Source organism: Mycobacterium sp. E787 (genome assembly GCF_001668725.1).
In the GTDB taxonomy this organism is placed as follows: Bacteria; Actinomycetota; Actinomycetes; order Mycobacteriales; family Mycobacteriaceae; genus Mycobacterium.
The window spans coordinates 46,070-64,583 of sequence record NZ_LZKL01000091.1 but is presented as its reverse complement, the minus strand read 5'-3'; the positions used below and the strand labels follow the sequence as shown (position 1 = coordinate 64,583).

17 protein-coding genes and 1 pseudogene are annotated in these 18,514 nt (G+C 68.3%); 5 read left to right on the top strand and 13 right to left on the bottom strand.

Going from position 1 to position 18,514, the window contains the following annotated elements; all coding sequences use genetic code 11:
• The first annotated feature begins 179 nt into the window (after window positions 1-179).
• Window positions 180-461, top strand: coding sequence for a hypothetical protein (locus tag A5705_RS18165; protein ID WP_067875596.1), 282 nt, complete (start codon window positions 180-182; stop codon window positions 459-461).
• A 126-nt stretch (window positions 462-587) separates the two neighbouring features.
• Here A5705_RS18165 and ctaD read toward each other — a convergent pair whose 3' ends face one another.
• Complete coding sequence (ctaD, locus tag A5705_RS18160) at window positions 588-2,324, bottom strand: cytochrome c oxidase subunit I (protein ID WP_067875599.1); 1,737 nt, start codon at window positions 2,322-2,324, stop codon at window positions 588-590.
• Between the two features lie 274 nt (window positions 2,325-2,598).
• On the opposite strand from ctaD, the gene A5705_RS18155 reads away from it, so the two are divergent.
• On the top strand, window positions 2,599-3,849 hold the full coding sequence (locus A5705_RS18155) for a cytochrome P450 (protein WP_068279050.1): 1,251 nt from the start codon (window positions 2,599-2,601) through the stop codon (window positions 3,847-3,849).
• Between the two features lie 13 nt (window positions 3,850-3,862).
• Here the strand turns inward: A5705_RS18155 and A5705_RS18150 are convergent, their stop codons facing one another.
• From A5705_RS18150 to A5705_RS18135, 4 genes are read right to left on the bottom strand one after another with little or no spacing between them, the layout of a single operon-like run.
• Window positions 3,863-4,810, bottom strand: coding sequence for an FAD-binding oxidoreductase (locus A5705_RS18150; RefSeq protein WP_068279043.1), 948 nt, complete (start codon window positions 4,808-4,810; stop codon window positions 3,863-3,865).
• A 16-nt stretch (window positions 4,811-4,826) separates the two neighbouring features.
• Window positions 4,827-6,044 carry a GNAT family N-acetyltransferase gene (locus A5705_RS18145; protein WP_068279039.1) on the bottom strand — a complete coding sequence of 406 codons (1,218 nt, stop codon included), beginning with the start codon at window positions 6,042-6,044 and terminating at the stop codon, window positions 4,827-4,829.
• A gap of 46 nt (window positions 6,045-6,090) precedes the next feature.
• Window positions 6,091-7,302, bottom strand: coding sequence for an acyl-CoA dehydrogenase family protein (locus A5705_RS18140; RefSeq protein ID WP_067875611.1), 1,212 nt, complete (start codon window positions 7,300-7,302; stop codon window positions 6,091-6,093).
• Window positions 7,303-7,329: 27 nt separating this feature from the next.
• Window positions 7,330-7,932: a TetR/AcrR family transcriptional regulator gene (locus tag A5705_RS18135; RefSeq protein WP_068279037.1), complete on the bottom strand. Its 603-nt coding sequence runs from the start codon at window positions 7,930-7,932 to the stop codon at window positions 7,330-7,332.
• Between the two features lie 244 nt (window positions 7,933-8,176).
• On the opposite strand from A5705_RS18135, the gene A5705_RS18130 reads away from it, so the two are divergent.
• Window positions 8,177-9,508, top strand: coding sequence for a sensor histidine kinase KdpD (locus A5705_RS18130; protein ID WP_068279105.1), 1,332 nt, complete (start codon window positions 8,177-8,179; stop codon window positions 9,506-9,508).
• Between the two features lie 3 nt (window positions 9,509-9,511).
• Here the strand turns inward: A5705_RS18130 and A5705_RS27345 are convergent.
• The 8 genes and pseudogenes from A5705_RS27345 to A5705_RS18095 form a co-directional block, all read right to left on the bottom strand.
• A pseudogene (locus A5705_RS27345) lies at window positions 9,512-9,667 on the bottom strand (MMPL family transporter); the annotation flags it as partial.
• Window positions 9,668-9,699: 32 nt separating this feature from the next.
• Window positions 9,700-10,080, bottom strand: coding sequence for a hypothetical protein (locus tag A5705_RS18125; RefSeq protein WP_231964253.1), 381 nt, complete (start codon window positions 10,078-10,080; stop codon window positions 9,700-9,702).
• A gap of 50 nt (window positions 10,081-10,130) precedes the next feature.
• Window positions 10,131-11,483, bottom strand: coding sequence for an SRPBCC family protein (locus tag A5705_RS18120; protein WP_068279035.1), 1,353 nt, complete (start codon window positions 11,481-11,483; stop codon window positions 10,131-10,133).
• A gap of 9 nt (window positions 11,484-11,492) precedes the next feature.
• Window positions 11,493-13,253 carry an amidohydrolase family protein gene (locus tag A5705_RS18115; protein ID WP_068279033.1) on the bottom strand — a complete coding sequence of 587 codons (1,761 nt, stop codon included), beginning with the start codon at window positions 13,251-13,253 and terminating at the stop codon, window positions 11,493-11,495.
• 158 nt (window positions 13,254-13,411) lie between these two features.
• On the bottom strand, window positions 13,412-14,548 hold the full coding sequence (locus A5705_RS18110) for a phosphotransferase (protein ID WP_197521297.1): 1,137 nt from the start codon (window positions 14,546-14,548) through the stop codon (window positions 13,412-13,414).
• 91 nt (window positions 14,549-14,639) lie between these two features.
• Window positions 14,640-15,275: a TetR/AcrR family transcriptional regulator gene (locus A5705_RS18105; RefSeq protein ID WP_068279028.1), complete on the bottom strand. Its 636-nt coding sequence runs from the start codon at window positions 15,273-15,275 to the stop codon at window positions 14,640-14,642.
• A 129-nt stretch (window positions 15,276-15,404) separates the two neighbouring features.
• Window positions 15,405-15,896 carry an ATP-binding protein gene (locus A5705_RS18100; RefSeq protein ID WP_068279023.1) on the bottom strand — a complete coding sequence of 164 codons (492 nt, stop codon included), beginning with the start codon at window positions 15,894-15,896 and terminating at the stop codon, window positions 15,405-15,407.
• Between the two features lie 41 nt (window positions 15,897-15,937).
• Window positions 15,938-16,315 (bottom strand): STAS domain-containing protein, encoded by a 378-nt coding sequence (locus tag A5705_RS18095; RefSeq protein ID WP_067875633.1) that lies wholly within the window; start codon window positions 16,313-16,315, stop codon window positions 15,938-15,940.
• Between the two features lie 366 nt (window positions 16,316-16,681).
• Between A5705_RS18095 and A5705_RS18090 the strand changes: the two genes are divergently transcribed.
• On the top strand, window positions 16,682-17,821 hold the full coding sequence (locus tag A5705_RS18090; protein WP_304528559.1) for a catalase family peroxidase: 1,140 nt from the start codon (window positions 16,682-16,684) through the stop codon (window positions 17,819-17,821).
• The gene (locus A5705_RS18085) at window positions 17,818-18,411 is read left to right on the top strand and encodes a cytochrome b (RefSeq protein ID WP_067875636.1); all 594 of its coding nucleotides are present in this window, start codon (window positions 17,818-17,820) and stop codon (window positions 18,409-18,411) included. Before A5705_RS18090 ends, A5705_RS18085 begins: the two co-directional genes overlap by 4 nt.
• Window positions 18,412-18,514: the final 103 nt, after the last annotated feature.

Sequence of the window (18,514 nt, the reverse complement as noted above, 5' to 3'; positions counted from 1 at the left end):
ACGAAAGGTATTGGACACGGCGGCCTACGGAGTTATTCCCGCCGAGCGGCACAATGCACCCCCTGCACCCGCTGCCTCTCCGCCCTGCAAACGCGCCGGTTGCCGGTGCAAAGCGCAAGTGAGGTTTGAAATGAGCCGGTTTGGTGTACAGATACCGCACTGCGACACCAGGAGGGCAAATGATGAAGCAAATCGCGGCGGCCACGATTGCGCTCGCCGCGCTGTGCTCCGGCGCGTGTTCTGCCTCACAGGTGATCAACACCGGCGGCGACACCAAGTGCAAAGACTTCACCACGCAGGACGAAAAGAAGCAGAACGATGAGGTCAGCAAGATGCTCAAGGACAAGAGCGGCGCTGACCCCACCGGCGTGGAGATCTCCGCAACGCGGTTGTCGGCCACGACGTGGTGCCAGACGCTGGGCAAGCCGGACTCCAAGATCTCCGAGGCTCCCCACGGCTGACGGCCCGGTAGCCACTACCCGGGCCGAGTATCGGCCGGCGCGGTATGACAAGCGCGGAACGCGGCCTGGATACCCTTGGTGCGCTTGTGTTTCGGCGTTGCCCGCGCCGCCATCCCGCCGATGCGTCTACAGCGGCGGCACCGGCTCCGCTTCCGCAGGCACGGTCTCGTGTCGCCGGCGGCCGGCGTGCGCTTCGGCGCGCATCCGTTCGACCATGTGCGGGTAGTGCAACTCGAAAGCCGGCCGCTCGGAACGGATCCGGGGCAGCTCGGTGAAGTTGTGCCGCGGCGGTGGGCAGCTGGTCGCCCATTCCAGCGAGTTGCCGTGGCCCCACGGGTCGTCGACCAGCACCGGTTCGCCGAACCGCCAGCTCTTGAACACGTTCCATACGAACGGCAGCACCGAAACACCGAGAATGAACGCCCCGGTGGTGGACACCGCGTTGAGGGTCTGGAACCCGTCGGTGGGCAGGTAGTCGGCGTAGCGGCGCGGCATGCCCATGTCGCCCAGCCAGTGCTGCACCAGGAACGTGGTGTGGAAACCGATGAGGGTCAACCAGAAGTGCAGCTTGCCCAGCCGCTCGTCCAGCAGCCGGCCGGTCATCTTCGGGAACCAGAAGTAGATGCCCGCATAAGTGGCGAACACGATGGTGCCGAACAGCGTGTAGTGGAAGTGCGCGACCACGAAATAGGTATCGCTGATGTGGAAGTCCAGCGGCGGGCTGGCCAGCAGCACGCCGGTCAGGCCGCCGAGCAGGAAGGTGACCATGAAGCCGAGCGTGAACAGCATCGGCGTCTCGAAGGTCAGCTGGCCCTTCCACATCGTGCCTATCCAGTTGAAGAACTTGATCCCGGTGGGCACCGCGATCAGATACGTCATGAACGAAAAGAACGGCAGGAGAACGGCTCCGGTGGCGTACATGTGGTGGGCCCATACCGCGACCGAGAGCGCGGCGATCGCCAGCGTCGCGTACACCAGCGTGGTGTAACCGAAGATCGGCTTGCGGGAGAACACCGGGATGATCTCGCTGACGATGCCGAAGAACGGCAGCGCGATGACGTAGACCTCGGGGTGGCCGAAGAACCAGAACAGGTGCTGAAACAGGATCACGCCGCCGTTGGCCGCGTCGTAGACGTGCGCGCCGAGGTGGCGGTCGGCTGCCAGACCGAACAGCGCGGCGGTCAGCAACGGAAAGACAATCAGGACAAGCACACTGGTGACCAGGATGTTCCAGGTGAAGATCGGCATCCGGAACATCGTCATGCCGGGGGCGCGCATGCAGACGACGGTGGTGATCATGTTGACCGCGCCCAGGATGGTTCCCAGCCCGGCGACGATGATGCCCGTGATCCACAGGTCGCCACCGGCCCCAGGTGAGTGGACCGCGTCGCTCAGCGGGGTGTAGAAGGTCCAGCCGAAGTCCGCGGCCCCGCCCGGGGTGATGAACCCGGACGCCACGATGAGCCCGCCGAACAGAAACAGCCAGAATGAGAGGGCATTCAGCCGCGGGAACGCCACGTCGGGGGCGCCGATCTGCAGCGGCAGCACCAGGTTGGCGAAGCCGAATACGATCGGCGTGGCGTAGAACAGCAGCATGATGCCGCCGTGCATGGTGAACAGCTGGTTGTACTGCTCATTCGACAAGAATTGCAGGCCGGGGGCGGCCAACTCGGTCCGCATCAACAGCGCCAGCAGGCCGCCGATGAAGAAGAAGATGAAGCACGCGACGCAATACATGATGCCGATCATCTTGTGATCGGTCGTGGTGATCAGCTTGTAGAGCAGGCTGCCCTTGGGGCCCGTGCGCGCCGGAAACGGCCGGCGAGCTTCGAGGTGGGCGGCCGGCGGCGCTTCAGCGGTCACGTGCTACCTCCCAAGGGCCTGGCAAACTGGCCGTCCAAGTATCCGAGGCGGCGGTCGGCGAACCTAGGGCCAAACGTCCCTAACTCCGTGCGCTTTCTGCCTGGCACACCGCGGGAAGGGAAGCCTTCCCAACTCGCAGCCAACTTCGGAGCACCCTCAGGTGCGGTGTTGACTGCCGGGCCCGCGAAAGACGAACATCAACCCGCGCGGCGATCATCTCCAGTTCGGAGAGGCCGACACCCCTGGATCGGCAACCGCACCCGAGGAGAACCGTATGAGCACCCGGATCATGGACGAGGCCGCACGGCTTCTGGCGGATCCATCGGCCTACGCCGACGAGACGCGGCTACACCGGGCGCTGGCCCATCTCCGCGCCCACGCCCCGGTCTCCTGGGTCGATGTCGAGGGTTACAAGCCGTTCTGGGCGATCACCAAGCACGCCGACATCATGGACATCGAGCGGCAGAACGACTTGTTCACCAACTATCCGCGGCCGCTGTTGATGGTCTCCGAGGGCGAGGACGTGCTGCGCGCCCAGATGGACGCCGGCATCGGCCTGCGCACGCTGATCCACATGGATGACCCCCACCACCGCGACATGCGAAAGATCGGCGCCGACTGGTTCAGGCCGAAGGTGATGCGGGACTTGAAGTGTCGCGTCGACGAGCTGGCCAAGATCTACGTCGACAAGATGGTCCAGAAGGGGCCCGAGTGCGACTTCGTCCAGGAGGTCGCCGTCAACTACCCGCTCTATGTGATCCTGTCGCTACTGGGGTTGCCGGAGTCCGACTTCCCGCGAATGCTCAAGCTCACCCAGGAGATGTTCGGCGGTGACGACACCGAGTTCCAGCGGGGCAACTCCACCGAGGACATCCTGGCCGTGCTGCTGGACTTCTTCAACTACTTCGCCGCGCTGACCGCGTCGCGCCGCGAGCATCCGACCGAGGATCTGGCCTCGGCGATCGCCAACGCCAGGATCGACGGTGAGCCGTTGTCGGACATGGATACCGCGTCCTACTACGTGATCGTGGCCAGCGCGGGCCACGACACCACCAGCGCCGGGATCGCCGGTGGCATGCTGGCGCTGCTGGAGAGCCCCGGTGAGCTGGCGCGGCTGCAACAGGACATGGGCCTGATGGGCACCGCGGTCGAGGAGATGATCCGCTGGGTGGTGCCGGTCAAGGAGTTCATGCGCACCGCGCAGGCCGACACCGAGGTGCGCGGGGTGCCGGTCGCGAAGGGCGAATCGGTTCTGCTGTCCTATGTTTCGGCCAACCGGGACGAGGACGTGTTCACCGACCCGTTCCGGTTCGACGTCGGCCGCGATCCCAACAAGCACCTGTCGTTCGGCTACGGGGTGCATTTCTGCCTGGGCGCCGCCCTGGCGCGGATGGAGATCAACAGCTTCTTCTCCGAGCTGGTCCCCCGCATCAAGTCGATCGAGCTGGCCGGTGCGCCGGAGCTGATGGCCACCACTTTCGTCGGTGGCCTCAAGCACCTTCCGATTCGCTACTCGCTGAAGTGAATCCGGAGGTTGTTCACGTGAGAACCAGCTCGTCGGGCAGCGCATCTTGCAGCACCGCCCGTGCGAGCAGCTCGCCCAGCAGCGGCCCGAACTTCATCAGGTTGCTACCGGCGAACGCGACGACGCGGCCGCGCCGTGCAATGGTCCAGCCGTCGCCGCCCGGGTCGAGCCACGGGGCGCGAACCGTCACGCAGTCCACCCGGCCCACCGGCGAGAGCGTCGGGAACAGCGCGCGCACGGTGGCGGGGTCCGGCTCCTCCTGCCCGAACGCCCAGCGGCCGGTGCTGCCGAGCGGCAATCCGTAGCCCTCGGGCGCCGACAAGCAGGCCGTGCCGGTCGCGTCGGCGCCCTCGTAGGTGAACCGGGTGTGTGGGGCGAATTCGAACCCGAGCGGGCCGAACAGCACCGGGGTCTGCACTCCGGCGCAAACCAGGACGCGGTCCGCCTGCACGACGGTGCCGTCCGCAAGCGTCGTCTCGCCGTCGTCGGACACCCGCACCACCTCGCCGCGCTTGACGACGACGCGCCGGGCCAGGGCGACGAGCGCCCGGCGGATACGCAGGCTGCCGCCCAGCGGATCGAACACCCCGCCGTCCCAGGGCGCCGCCACAAACGGTATGCGCGAGGCGATCTCGGATCGGTCAAGCCACGAGAAGGGGGCGCCGGCTTCGTCCATCGCCGCGACGATGTCATCGCCGGCGCCTGCGGCGATGAAGCCCTCCGTGCCGAGCAGGCGCCCGGCGCCCAACTCGGATTCCCAACGCCGCCAGCCATCGCGAGCCCGCAGCGCGAGCGTGCACAGCATCGTGCGCCGATGCGCGATGCGGAAAATCCTTGCCAGCCCGGCGGATTGCTCGCCGAACGGTTCGCCACGCTCGAACACCACGGCGTCCCGGCCGCGCCGCGACAGCTCGTAGGCGGTCGCGAGCCCGCATATCCCCGCGCCTACGATCACGATCACGTTGGTCCCCCCGCGCTCAGAAAAAGAATCCCGCGTGCGGCGCGTCGGCCACGGCGAACAACCGGTCGGCGATCGCCAGCGCCGCCGGATCGTCGGTCCGGACAAGTCCGGCCGCCGCGAGACTGCGCCAGGTGGTGCCCCCGAGCAGAACGGCTGCGAGGCCCTCGACGCCGGCGTGCAGGCGGGCAGGTCGGTCCGTCGGTTCTGCGCCGCCAGCCGTCACCGCGAAGCGGGCCGAATTACGCGGCAGCAGAGGGTCATCCACCGCGACGGTCACCATCTCGTCGCCGGCGTATCGGCGCCCGGCCAGCGCCGCTTCGGCGTCGATGACGCGAAGCCACGTTTCGTCACGCACCGCGGTCACCCGCACGGCGCGCCGATCGATGAGCAACCAGGGCAGCGGATCGTCGACGGGCAGCATCCAAAACACCACGCGGTCGATGAGATCGAGCCCGAGCAGGAAGCGCAGCAGCCCGAGGTAGGCGTCGGGGGTGGGCGCGAAGAAGTCCTCGACCGCGATGGTGCGCTGGTCGCTGACGAACCACGCCTCGGTGTCGAGCGGGCGGTAGCGGGCGAAGCCCGACTCGGAGCCGGGATCGCCGCACACAGCGACATACGAAGGGCCCGGCGAGGATTCGGTGCGCATCCGGAGGCTCTGCCACCACACCTGCGGGCGGTCGATGGTTCCCGGGCGGGACGGGCGGTGTGTGGCGTAGATCCGCGGCAGGACGTCCCACGCCTCACCGACGTCCAGTAGTCGCACCGGGCCGCCGGTTCCCACCCCGGGCCGCAGCGTTGCCCGCGCCGTCTGGACCTCCAGCGTCTGCGACGAACTCGCCACGCCGTAGCCGAACCGCCCGTAGATCGTGGCCTCCGACGCGCGCAGCGTCGCGACCACCTCGCCCCGCGCGGCGATGTCGTGCAGCTGATGGCGGATCAGCTCGGTGGCGATGCCTTTGCGGGTGAACGACGGGAGCACCCCGATGCGGGTCACGGCGGCATGCCCGACGACGGCTCCGCCGGGCAGCGTGAGCCCGCTCGTCACGGCGTCGGCCGTGCCGACCAGCCGGCCGCCGGCGAAGGCCCCGACCGTGCGGCCGGCTTCGAGCAGCGTGCTGATCTGGCCGGGCGCCAGGTTCGACAGCGGCGGGAACCCGACCATCGCGGCGCGGAACACGTTGCCCGCGGCGATCAGGTCGTCCTCGCTGTCGAGGATGCGGATGTCGGTCGTCATGCCGCCATCATGTCGTGCGCCGCCGGCGGCGGCTCCGGCGCGGTGGCTAACGAATCTGCAGGCCGGTCAGCGCCCGCGAAATCACCAGGCGCTGAATCTCGCTCGTGCCCTCGAAGATGGTGAAGATCTTGGCGTCGCGGTGCATCCGCTCCACCGGATAGTCACGGGTGTAGCCGTTGCCGCCCAAGATCTGAATGGCCTCGTCGGTGACGTAGACCGCCGTCTCGCTGGCGACCAGCTTGGCCATCGAGCCCTCCGCGGAGTCGAAGCTCTGGTTGTTGCGGGCCATCCAGCCGGCGCGCCACACCAACATGCGTGCCGCGTCGATGCGGCTCTTCATGTCGGCCAGCTTGAACGCGATGGCCTGGAATTCGCCGATCTTGCGGCCGAATTGCTCGCGCTGGCAGGCATAGTCGAGGGCGTATTCGTAGGCGGCCCGCGCCACGCCGACGGCCATCGCGCCGACGGTGGGCCGCGTCCGCTCGAAGGTCTTCATCGCGGCCTGTCCGCGCGACGAGGCGCCCGACTTCACCCGGGCGATGCGCTCCTCGAACTTCTCGCGGCCGCCCAGAATCGTGTCCTCGGGGAGCCGCACGTTGTCCAGCACCACCTCGGCGGTGTGCGAGGCCCGGATCCCGTGCTTCTTGAACTTCTGGCCCTGCGACAGCCCGGGGGTGTCGGGCGGGATGACGAAGGTGGCCTGACCGCGGGTGCCGAGTTCGGGATAGACCGAAGCCACCACGATGTGCACGTTGGCGATGCCGCCGTTGGTCGCCCACGTCTTGGTGCCGTTGAGGACCCATTCGCCGGTCGCCTCGTCATAGCGCGCACGGGTGCGGATGGCGCCGACGTCCGAACCCGCGTCCGGCTCCGACGAACAGAACGCCCCGAGTTTGGGTTCGTCGGCGGTGCCGAACATCTCGGGCAGGAAGCGGCCCAGCTGCTCGGGAGTTCCGTTGCCCGCCAGCGCCGCTGCGGCCAGCCCGGTGCCCAGGATGGACAGCGCGATGCCGGCGTCGCCCCAGAACATTTCCTCGAATGTGGTGAGAAAGCCCAGGCCCGTCGGTTCGGCCGCCTGCTGCGCGAAGAAGTCGGGGGAGTACAGACCAACTTTCGCCGCCTCCTGGATCACCGGCCAGGGAGTTTCTTCGCGCTCATCCCATTCCGAGGCGGCGGGGCGGATCACGTCGGCGGCGAACTTGTGCACCCAGTCGCGCACCTCGATCACGTCGTCGCTCAGTTGCAGTGAGAATGTCACGGCTTCACTCCTGAAATCGGTTGGTAGTTAACGGTTTCGGTATTGCGCGAGGACGCTCAACGTCTGGTTGACCCACGCCTCGAAGTAACGGCTTTCATCGATATTCCCTGGCAAGCGCCCGGTGAGCGCCTGCAGCGTCGCGGCGTAGGACAACGATCCGATCGCCGCCGCCGCGGTCGCCTCGGGATCGGGGATGCGCGTGCGTCCGGACCGATTGGACGCGGCCAGCTCGTCGGCGAAACGCTGATAGGCGTTGTCGGTGATGACCTGCCAGGTCTTCTCGTCGAGATCGCCCAGCTCGTCGGGCTCGCGCAGCATGACCCTGAGCAATTCCTCGCTCTGTTTCAGGTTGTCCCAGATCAGGCGGCCCGCGGTGCGCACCGCCTGTTCGACACTGGCCGGCTCCCCGGCGTCGAACTGCTCCCGCGCCGCCACGATGCTGTCGATCCGGTGGGCAACCGCGGCCTCCAGCAGCTCGCGCTTGGAGCCGAAGTGCTTGTACAGCGCGCCCGAACCGGGCGCCAGGCCGGACGCCCGCTGGATGTCGGCCACCGAGGTCGCCGCGTACCCCTTGGCGGCGAACAGCTTCAGCGCCTCGGCCAGGAGCCGGCCGCGTCCCGACGTCTGCATGGTGAGAGAGTACTCACTCACCTCGGATGACCGCAAATGGGGGTCGACGAACTAGCATCCGAACTGGTACTGGCCAACACGACGGGCGGAGGGCTACCGAGTGGCGCATCTGACGGGACAATCGTCTCGGACCCACGCCTCGACGGAGGACAGGGCCAAGGAAGCCACCGCCCGTCATGGCGCCGGCGGTGCGGGCCCGGCGACGGCGGACGACATTCCCTTGCTCGGCCACGTCCGGCTGCCGATGCGGGTGCTGTCGCTGCGCACCATCGTGATCGTCGCCGCGCTCGGGGTGATCGCCCTTGTCGTGCTGTTGGGAACCTGGGTCTGGGTCGGCGTCACCAACGACCAATACAGCCAGCTCGACCGCCGCCTGGATTCGGTGACCAGCCTGGGCGACATCAACACACTGATCAACAACGGGCAGCTCGACACCTCCGACCGGCCCATGCCGGACGGCAACCTGGTCCGCACCGCGCGCATCGGGGACGTGACGGTGTCCGTTCCCGGCAACATCGTGTTGCCGAAACTGCCGAACGGGTACGCCAACACCACCATCAACGGGGTGCAGTACCGGGTTCGCACCTTCACAGCCGGGCCGGCCTCGATCGCGCTCGCGGCCCCGCTGGCCGAGGCTCAACATCGCATCAACGAGCTGCACCTGCGGGTGCTGTTGATCTGCGGCAGCGTCATCGGCGGCACGGTGCTCGTCGGCTGGGTGATCTCGTTGATCATGGTCAATCCATTCCTGTTGCTGGCGCAGCAGGCGCGCGCCATCAACGCCCAGTCCAGCCCGGACGAGGTGCAAGTCCGTGGGGTGCGCGAGGCCGTGGAGATCGCCGAAGCCGTCGAGGGCATGCTGGCCCGCATCGGCAACGAGCAAGAGCGCACCAAGGCCGCACTCGAGTCGGCCCGCGACTTCGCCGCCGTCGCCTCCCACGAGCTGCGCACCCCGCTGACGGCGATGCGTACCAACCTCGAGGTGTTGTCCACCCTGGAGTTACCACCCGAGCAGCGCAACGAGGTGCTCGGCGACGTCATACGCACCCAGAGCCGGATCGAGGCGACGCTGACGGCGCTCGAACGGCTGGCCCAGGGGGAGCTGACCACCGTCGACGATTTCGTGCCCTTCGACATCACCGAGCTCCTGGATCGCGCCGCCCACGACGCGCTGCGCATCTATCCCGGCGTCGACGTGTCTCTCGTGCCGTCGCCCACGGTGCTGATGGTGGGGCTGCCCACCGGCTTGCGACTGGTGATCGACAATGCCATCGCCAACGCGGTCAAGCACGGCGGTGCGACCGAAATCCGGCTCACCGTAAGCAGTTCCGGCGACGGCGTGGAGATCGCGATCGACGACAACGGCACGGGCATACCCGAAGACGAACGCACCGCGGTGTTCGCCCGCTTCTCCCGCGGGTCGACCGCATCCCGCTCGGGCTCCGGGCTGGGACTGGCACTCGTCGCCCAGCAGGCCGAATTGCACGGCGGCTCGGCCGCGCTGCACGCCAGCCCGCTGGGCGGCACGCGTCTGTTGCTCAAGCTCGCGGGCGACGGCCGCGGCCCGGCATCCTGAGACCTAGGCAAGGCCCGCCGAAACCAGTTGCCTGACTCGCACTTTCGTCGTCGTGCTGGCGCAACGGGGCGAGTTGCCGGGCCAGAAGAACCACCGGCCCAGCAGCGCGACGACAGAGGGCACGACGAGTGCCCGCACGACGAGGGTGTCCAACAACAGCTGAGGCGCCGGGAAGGCGGGGCGATCAGCTTTCACATGGGGGTGGCCTGCTGGGCCAGGTTCAGCAGGACGTAGGCGATGCAGAACAGGAAGTTCAGGACGACCAGGACCAAGCCGGCAAACATCAGCGATCGGGTGCCCTGACGCTTCAGGCGCTTGACCCGAGCGCCGCGCGCCTCACGGTTCAGTTCCATCGCGATCAACGCGAAATTGACATCCGTCACCTCGTCGTCCGCGACGGGGGCGCCGGCCACTATCTGTTGGAGCCGCTCGGGAGCGGTGTGCACGCCGACGCGCTCGAAGTGGTGGCACAGCCGTCGCGCACGCCTTCGGCCGAGAGCCTGACATCGCATCTGCACCTGATGCATGAGTTGCCGCCGTTCGTAGCCCCAAGCGTCGGACGCACTCGTCACAAGCCGGGATTCTAATTCGCCTATACCCGTTTTCGGGAGGTCTACAGCGATTACGTCGGCGCGTTTTCATCGCGGCTCATCCGCGCGGCGCCGGGCATGTCTTCGGAGAGATTCAAGTACCGCTCGAGGTTTCGGTGCATGTTGATCACGCGCCGTTCCTCGCTGGAGAGCACCAGGTGGGTGAAGCCGGGCTGGTGCATGCCGCGCTGCAGGCCGGCGAGCAGGCGGATGTCCTGGGTGAGCACCAGGCCCGGTTCGGCTTCGCCGGCTGTCGTGCGCACATCCGTCGGTTTGCTGCGCGGCGCGCCCGGGGCCATCCGGGTCATCAGGAACATGACGAGCTCCCCGTGATCGGGGTCCGGTCCGGGGCGCGAGCACATGACGGTCAGGTGGTCGGCGTTGGCCAGCAGCGTCATGTTGGGGAACACGTTGTACTGGTGCAGCCGGGTGATCCGGTCGGTGTCGGCCCAGTCCAGGTCCACCCCGCGGCCGGCCGCGAAGGCGCGCGTGCGCGCGGCGATCAAATCGGCGACCGTCTCTCCCGGCCGGCGTTCGTCGGCGGGGAACGGCGTGCCCTCGGCGGTGCCCATCAGCGCGCCCTGCGTGTAGACGTAGGCGTCCCACACTTCTTCGTCGGTGAGCGCACCGTCGAAGCGTGGGCTCTGCACCCCGTAGGGCTGGTCGGACTTGCCCGTGTGGCCCCAAATCTGTTGTGGCGCATGGATATCGTCGACACAGCGCAGCAGCTCGGGGTGCAGCGTCTGGATGTGGTAGGTCTCGCTGTAGCCGTCGGCGATCGTCTTCCAGTTGGCGTCGACGTCGACGGTGAGGGTGGCGTAGCAGCGGAAGTCGCTCAGGTGGCACCAGGCGATGTCGTCGGGCACCGCCTCCAGGTACTCGGCCAACGGCATCGCGTCGAGGTCGAGGTTGACGAAGACGAGTCCCTCCCAGGTGTCGACCCGGGCCGGCACCAGCGGAAAGTCGGACATGCGCAGCGAGCCGAAGCCCTTGCGGTCGGGCACCCGCTTGAGCGTGCCGGCCAGGTCCCAGGTCCAGCCGTGATAGCCGCACTTGAGTTCGCGCAGCCCCGACCCCGAGCCCGCACACAGCGTGTTGCCGCGGTGGCGACAGGCGTTCTGGAACGCGCGAAGTTCGCCGTCGTCGCCGCGCACGATGAGCACCCCGTACGGGCCGCAGCGGTAGTCGAAATAGTCGCCCGGCTCGGCGACGTGGTCGACCATGCAGGCCAGCTGCCACACCTTCGGCCACATCCGCTCGAGCTCCAGCGCGGCGAACTCCGGGGAGTAATAGCGCTCCGCCGGAACCAGCGTCGGGCGCTCGGGCGGGGTGCCGATCGCGTCCTCATCGCGGGTGCGGGCCGGATTGCGCGCGGCCGTCGCCATGGCCGGCCCTCAGCGGGCTCCGCGTACCAAGCGGCCCGGTCGCGCGCCAGTGTCGGCGTCGTTGCGCCGGGTGACCGTCCCGCTGACGATCGTGGCGGCGTAGCCGCTCGCCCGCTGCAAGATCCGGTTTCCGCCCGCCGGCAGGTCCCAGGCCATCGCCGCGGGGTGCAGCCTGAGTGCCTCCAGGTCGATCACGTTGATGTCGGCCTTCTTGCCCGGCTCGATGGTGCCGCGATCCGTGAGCCCGAACAGGTGGGCGGTGTCGCGGGACTGCTTACGGATCACGTACTCCAGCGACAACTTGTCGCCCCGGTGGCGGTCGCGCGCCCAGTGCGTCAACAGGAACGTGGGATACGAAGCGTCGCAGATCATCCCGCAGTGCGCGCCGCCGTCGGACAGCCCGAGCACCCCGGCGGGGTGCAGCATCATCTCACGGATCGCGTCGTGGTTGCCGTCGGCGTAGTTGTAGAGCGGGAGCATCAGCATGGCGGTCGCGTCCGACTCGAGCATGAGGTCGTAGAGGGTGGACAACGGGTCCTCCCCGCGCGCCCTGGCGATCGCGGCGACGGTGCGGTCCGGGGTGGGCTCGTAGTCGGGCGGGTCGCCGAGCGCGTACAAGCGGTGCAGTGAGTGCTGCACCAGGGCGAACATCCCGTCGAACAACAGCGTCGGATCCGCGGGCAGGTCGTCCTCGGAGAGAATCGCGGCCTTCACGGCGGGATCGGCCAACCGCTGCGCGAGCTCCTCGCGGCCGCATTCGGCCGCCAGCCGCCGGTAGGTGGGCCGGTGGCTGAACCCGTGGTGGCCCTGGAAGCCGATCATCATGCCGAACGGACGCGCGGCGATTTGCGGGTACAACCGGCTGCCCGACGCGTGGGCGTCGGCCGACAGGTCCAACATCTCGCGCCACAGCTTCGGGTCGGCGTCCACCTGGATGAGGGCGAACGACACCGGCCGGTCGATCTCGCCGCCCAGACGCCGCATCCACTCGAGCTCCTTCTTCGGGGCGATGATGTCCTCGCCCGCGGCCCCCTGCGGGGCCAGCTCGAACACGGCCCGGCCGCCGGCGGCCATGGCCCGCCCGAGACCGAACAGTTCGTCCTCGGCGGCGAAGGTGCCGGGCACCGGTTCACCGTCCATCGCGCGGTGGCCCATCGTGCGCGACGTGGAGAAGCCGAGGGCGCCGGCTTCGATCGCTTCGGTGACGAGCCGGCCCATCGCCGCGATGTCCTCGGGAGTGGCGGGTTCGTTGCGCGCCCCCCGCTCGCCCATCGCGTAGGCGCGGATGGCGCCGTGGGCGACCTGGCTGCCCACGTCGATCGCGAACTTCTGCTTGCCGATCGCGTCGAGGTACTCCGGGTAGGTCTCCCAGCCCCACGTGATGCCCTCGGTCAGGGCCGTGCCGGGGATGTCCTCGACGCCTTCCATCAATTCGATCAGCCACTGTTCGCTGCCGGGCCGCACCGGCGCGAAGCCGACGCCGCAGTTGCCCGTGACCACCGTGGTGACCCCATGACCGCTGGACGGTTCGAGCAGCCCGTCCCAACTCACCTGCCCGTCGTAGTGGGTGTGAATGTCGACGAAGCCGGGGGCCACCACATGCCCTGTCGCATCGATGGTTTCGGCGGCCTCACCGCCCATCTCGGGGTCGCTCGCGCCACGCCGGACGACGTCGACGATCACGCCGTCCTTGATGCCGACGTCGGCGCGGTATCGCTCGGCGCCCGTGCCGTCGACGACCGTGCCGCCGGTGATCTTCAGGTCGAACATGAGGGCCTCTCCTTGTCGCCGGGCGGTGTCGCCGTCAGACACGCGGCATTACGCTACGCTGCGTAGCGTAAGTACGACGATATGCCTCCCGATGGTTCGAGTCAATGAATCGCGCGAAGTTCGCGGCCGGGCGCCGCGCTGGTGCGACCGCGCCGGTGCTACAAAGAACTTCGCAGTGCCGCAACGGTTTCCAGGTCATCGAGCGCGGCCACACCGCGCCGCAGACCCTCCATGGCGATGCCTTCGACCTGCATTCCGCCCATCCCCGCGGTGATCAGCGGGGCCACGTATGCGTACAGGGCACCCTGTCGGTACCGCAGCCACAGGTCCTCGCGGTCCAGGTCGGGGCCGCCGGCCGCCGCCAACGCGCGCCGGTAGTCGTCGAGCAGGTCGCGTTGAGTGGCCCGGCGATCCTCCGGCGTCAGGCTGGTGATCAGCGTGTACGCCAATTCGCGCGAGGGGTGTCCGCGCCGCACCGCCTGCCAGTCCAACAGGCCCGCCTTGCCGCCATAGAAATACATGTTGCCGGGGTGGGCGTCGCCGTGCATGACCGTGTGCGGTGGAGTGTCGATCAGTGCGGCGACGGCGCGATAGTTGTCGGCGATGAAGCGTCCGTTCTCGACGGGGAAGGGGCTGCGGTCGGCGAGTCGCTTCATCGACGCGTGCATCAGCGATCCGGTCAATAGCGATGTGACGTCGCCCGACGGGGTGTACAGCCAGCCCAGCGGGCCGCGCCCGTCGCGCGGCAGGCGGCCCCAGAAGGTGGCGTGCAGGTCCGCCAGCAGCTCGATGATGAGGCTGGCCTGGTCGGGCGAGATCGGGTGCAGGGTGTCGGGGAATTCGCACGCCGCGGCGGGCAGGTCTTCCAGGACCAACAGGTACCGGCCCGTCCAGGCGTCGAACGCCGCGCCGTACGCGTACGGGAGACCGGTGAGCCGCGGCGCGAGTTCGTTGTAGAAGCGCACCTCGGTCTGGCCCAGCCGGCCGAGTTCACCCATCAACCGGGTGGCGGCAGTTGTGGCCGCGACCTTCACGAACACCGACTCGGGGACGTCTTTCCCCGTCAGCACCAGCCGCGCCCGCGACGACGTCCCCGCATCCCGGTCGAGGACACGGACCGACCTGACGGTCGTCCCCAGGATCTTCGACAGGGTTCCGGCGTCGATGTCTTCGACGGTGCGGGGCGGCCCCAAGCGCGCGCCCAGCACGGCGTCGGTGGTCGCCCGGCAGACCCCCTGGCCCAGGTGGGCGGCCAGGCCGACGACCGAACGAGCCTGTCCCGCAACGTTTTTCATATGCATCCGTCCTGCGCATGCGTCACCGGCGAGTGGGGTCGCGGAATCGGCACCGCGGCCCGTCGGACGAAACCAGACTTACGTCCGAACTTCAGACAATACCGGGTTTTTGTCTGATTGTTGGCACCATGGCCCGCACCACGAATTGCTCGACGAACTTGCGCTTGTCGGCCACCGGCCGGTGCCGCCAGGACGGAGCCAGCAAGAACAGCGTCGTGGCGTGCAACCACTGCACGATCGACCGGGGCTCGAGATCGTCGTAGAGGCGCCCTGCCGCTTTCCACCGGTCCAGCAAGGGCTCGTAGTGTCGCAATAGCAGCTGCACGACGGGTTCCGAACCCTTCTCCAGGGCCGTGGCCACCGCGGTGCTCTCGGCGGCGAACAGCGCCTCGTTCAGCGGATTGCCGTCCACCGACTCCACCCGCGCCAGGACCATCTCGGGCACGGAGCGGACGGGGTCGTCGGGCGCCGGCAATGAGCGCACCAGATCACCGAGCGCCCGGTCCACCCGCATCAGCATCAGGCCCAGCAGGACATCGCCGCGGCCCGGGAAGTACCGGTATACCGTGGACCGCGACACCCCGGCCTCGTCGGCCACTTCGCCCATCCGGAACTGGGTGTTGCCGCGGCGGACGATGCAGCGGCCGGCGGCGTCGAGGATTCGTCTGCGGGCCTCCTCGTCGTCGAGGATGGCGCGGTCGTCGCCCCACCACCGGCTCGGCTCCATGGCGCCGATGCTACGGGATGTGTTGTGCTACTTCGCTATCTGATGTGCGGGGTATCCGCAGGCCGAACGAGCGCCGACGAATGATGTTGCGGCACAAGCGGTCAGCCCTCCAGCACGGGCGAGCACTGTTCAGGCACTGGACCGCTGGTTGCGCCGCGACAGCCCCGTCCAGACCAGGGTGACCCGCGTCCCCGGTGGGGTGCGGTCGATGGTCACCCGGTCGGCGAGCGCCCGCATCAGCGGGATGCCGCGACCGCGGATCTGCGGTTGGGGCGGCAGGGCGACCGGCTCGGGGCGGGTCGGACGCCAACGGCCTCGGTCGGTGATGGTGACGGTGAGCGTGTCGGCGTCGTGGTCGTAGGCCGCGCTGAGTTCCACGCCGCCGCGCCGCGGGGCGTCCAGGTACGCGAATTCCGCGGCGTTCGCCAACGCTTCGTTCACCGCGAGTAGCAGGTCGTTGGTTCGCTCTGCGCCCAGGGCGAAGTGCCGGTCGAGCCAAAGCCGGAACTCCGCACGCGTCCGGGCCGCGCTTCGCGCATCGGCGGGCAGGCGCCGGCGTACGAAGCGGGATCGGTCGTCGACGTCGGACACCTCGTCCGGCCCGTCTTCAAAGCGCCCCATGTCCCCACTATGTCCCCTTGGCATCCTCACTCGCTCGAGGTTCAACCACCGGCGATGCGGCTCAGCGCGCTGTCGAGCGTGCTGTAGAGCGACAAGATGCTGTCCAGTCCCATGAGCTTGATGGGTCTGCTGGTGGCCGGCCCGTTCGCGACGACCGCGAACTGGGTGGGTGGCGCGACCTCGGCCTGCGCCGTCACCAGGACCGTCATCCCGGCGGAGGCCAGAAAGTCCACTTTGGTCAGGTCAATGACCAGCGCCGGCGGTCCGGCGGCCAGTGTGGTGCGTATCGCCTCGGCCAACTGAGGTGCGCTGAGCATGTCCACCTCGCCGGAGACGGTGAGCACGACCGCGCCGTCTACCTGGTCTTTTCCCACCTCAAAGGTCGTCGGATCGACTGAATTGCCGGATTGTTCGATCATGCTTCTCACTCACATTCGCCCCGCCCGGGACACCGAGAATCAAACAGCCATTGCCAAGCCGGGGCTGTCGACTCAACCCGCGTAATACGCCCTTCTGGGGCGAAACACTCCATCTCTTCTGCACCGCTAGGCGGAGGCGCAGCCGCACGTGCTCAGTCGATTTTAAGCCATGCCGAAAACGGCGCTTGCAGCCGTCGCGCTGTGACCAACCCGACTGAACGAATCCCGGCGCCCCGACGTGGTCCGGGTGTGCGCCACGACCGCCGCAAAAGTTGCGCACGGCAGCCTCCCGTGGGTGAATGCGACCACCGAGTTCGTTCCCAGGCTGTGCGGCTAGGCCCGGATATGCGGGAAAGGACGGTGGGCATGGAGCCCGGCGATCACGATGGCAGGCCCGACGACGAAACCGCTGACATCAAGCCCGCGCCTCCCCGCCGCGTCGCCCTGACCCGACGAAGCGCGTTGCTCGGCCTGGGTGCCGTCGCCGGCTTCGCGGCGGTGGATGTGGGCGGGTTCGCCTACGCCGGCGGCTGGCTGCGGCCGGACACGTGGACGCCGCCCACCCCCTCGAGGTTCGCCGATCGCTTCGAAGCCATCTACGGCCGCCACGACGGCTTCCGGCGAAACCATGCCAAAGGGCTGGCCGCCACCGGATCTTTCGCGAGCAACGGGGCGGGCGCGGCCATCTGCCGGGCCGCGGTCTTCCGGGCGGGCACCGTTCCGCTCGTCGGCCGGTTTTCGCTGGGCGGCGGCCTGCCGGACCAGCCCGACAAGCCCGACACCGTGCGCGGGCTCGGCCTGTTGTTCGAGGCGGGCGGCCAGCAGTGGCGCACCGCGATGATCAACCTGCCCGTGTTCACCGACAGCACCCCCGAGGGCTTCTATGAGCGGATCCTCGCGTCGAAACCGCAGCCTGGAACGGGCAAGGCCGACCCGCAGAAGATGGCCGCATTCCTCGATCGGCATCCCGAAACCGTCGCCGCGATGAAGATCATCAAGCAGTCACCGCCCAGCGCCGGGTTCGCGGGCAGCACGTTCTACGGGCTGAACGCCTTCTGGTTCACCAACGGCGCCGGCGCCACCGTTCCGGTGCGTTGGTCGGTGGTCCCGCAGGATGCCGGCGGCGCCGGGGCACCGCAACCACCGCGCGGCAAGGACTACCTGTTCGACGACCTCATCCGGACGCTGGCTCAGCGACCCCTGAACTGGCGGCTGATGCTCACGATCGGCGAGCCGGGCGACCCGACCAACGACGCCACCAAGCCGTGGCCGCAATCGCGGCGGTCCATCGACGCCGGCACCATCACCATCACCGCGGTGCAGACCGAGGAGGCCGGGAACGCCCGCGACATCAATTTCGACCCGCTGGTGCTACCGGACGGCATCACCGCGTCCGACGATCCGCTGCCGCCGGCGAGATCGGCGGTCTACGCGCGCTCGTTCACACGCCGCGCCGAGGAGCCCAAGTCGCCCAGCCAGGTCAACGTGGCCCGGGTGCTCGCATGACCACCCAGGCGAACGAAACCACCACCGCGCCAAAGCGTTTCGCGCTTCCCTCGCGGATACTGCACTGGCTGATGGCGCCGATGGTGATCGTGCAGCTGCTCATCGGAGTGATCATGATCGCCTCGTTGAGCTACTACCCGCTGCTGCTGGCCATTCATCGACCGTTGGGGGTGTTGATCCTCGCGTTCGCCGTCGTGCGGCTGGTGAACCGGCTCACCCACCGGCTGCCACCGTTCCTGGCCACCATGAGCCGCGCCGAACGCCGCATCGCGTCGTGGTCGGAATATCTGCTGTACGCGCTGTTGCTGCTGCAGCCACTGATCGGGTGGGCAATGCTGTCGGCGGCGCGGTTCCCCATCACCCTGGCCGGGCCGGTTCACCTGCCGGGCATCGCGCCGCACAACCTCGACCTGTACGCGGTGCTCCGCCAGGCCCACAACGTGGGCGCGTTCCTGCTGTTCCTGACGTTCACCGCGCACGTCTGCGCGGTGCTGTTCCACACGCTGGTGCTGCGCGACGGGCTCCTGGACCGGATGGCGGTCTGGCCCACCGGACGCGCCACCCGGCAAGAGCCGGATGAACGCCGCTGATCAGCATGTGACGGCGTGACCTACGAGAGGGACCTCACCGGCCGCGATCGACCCGTACAACGGCTTCGTCTCCGAGGGCGGGAAGGTGCCATCCGCAGCGCGG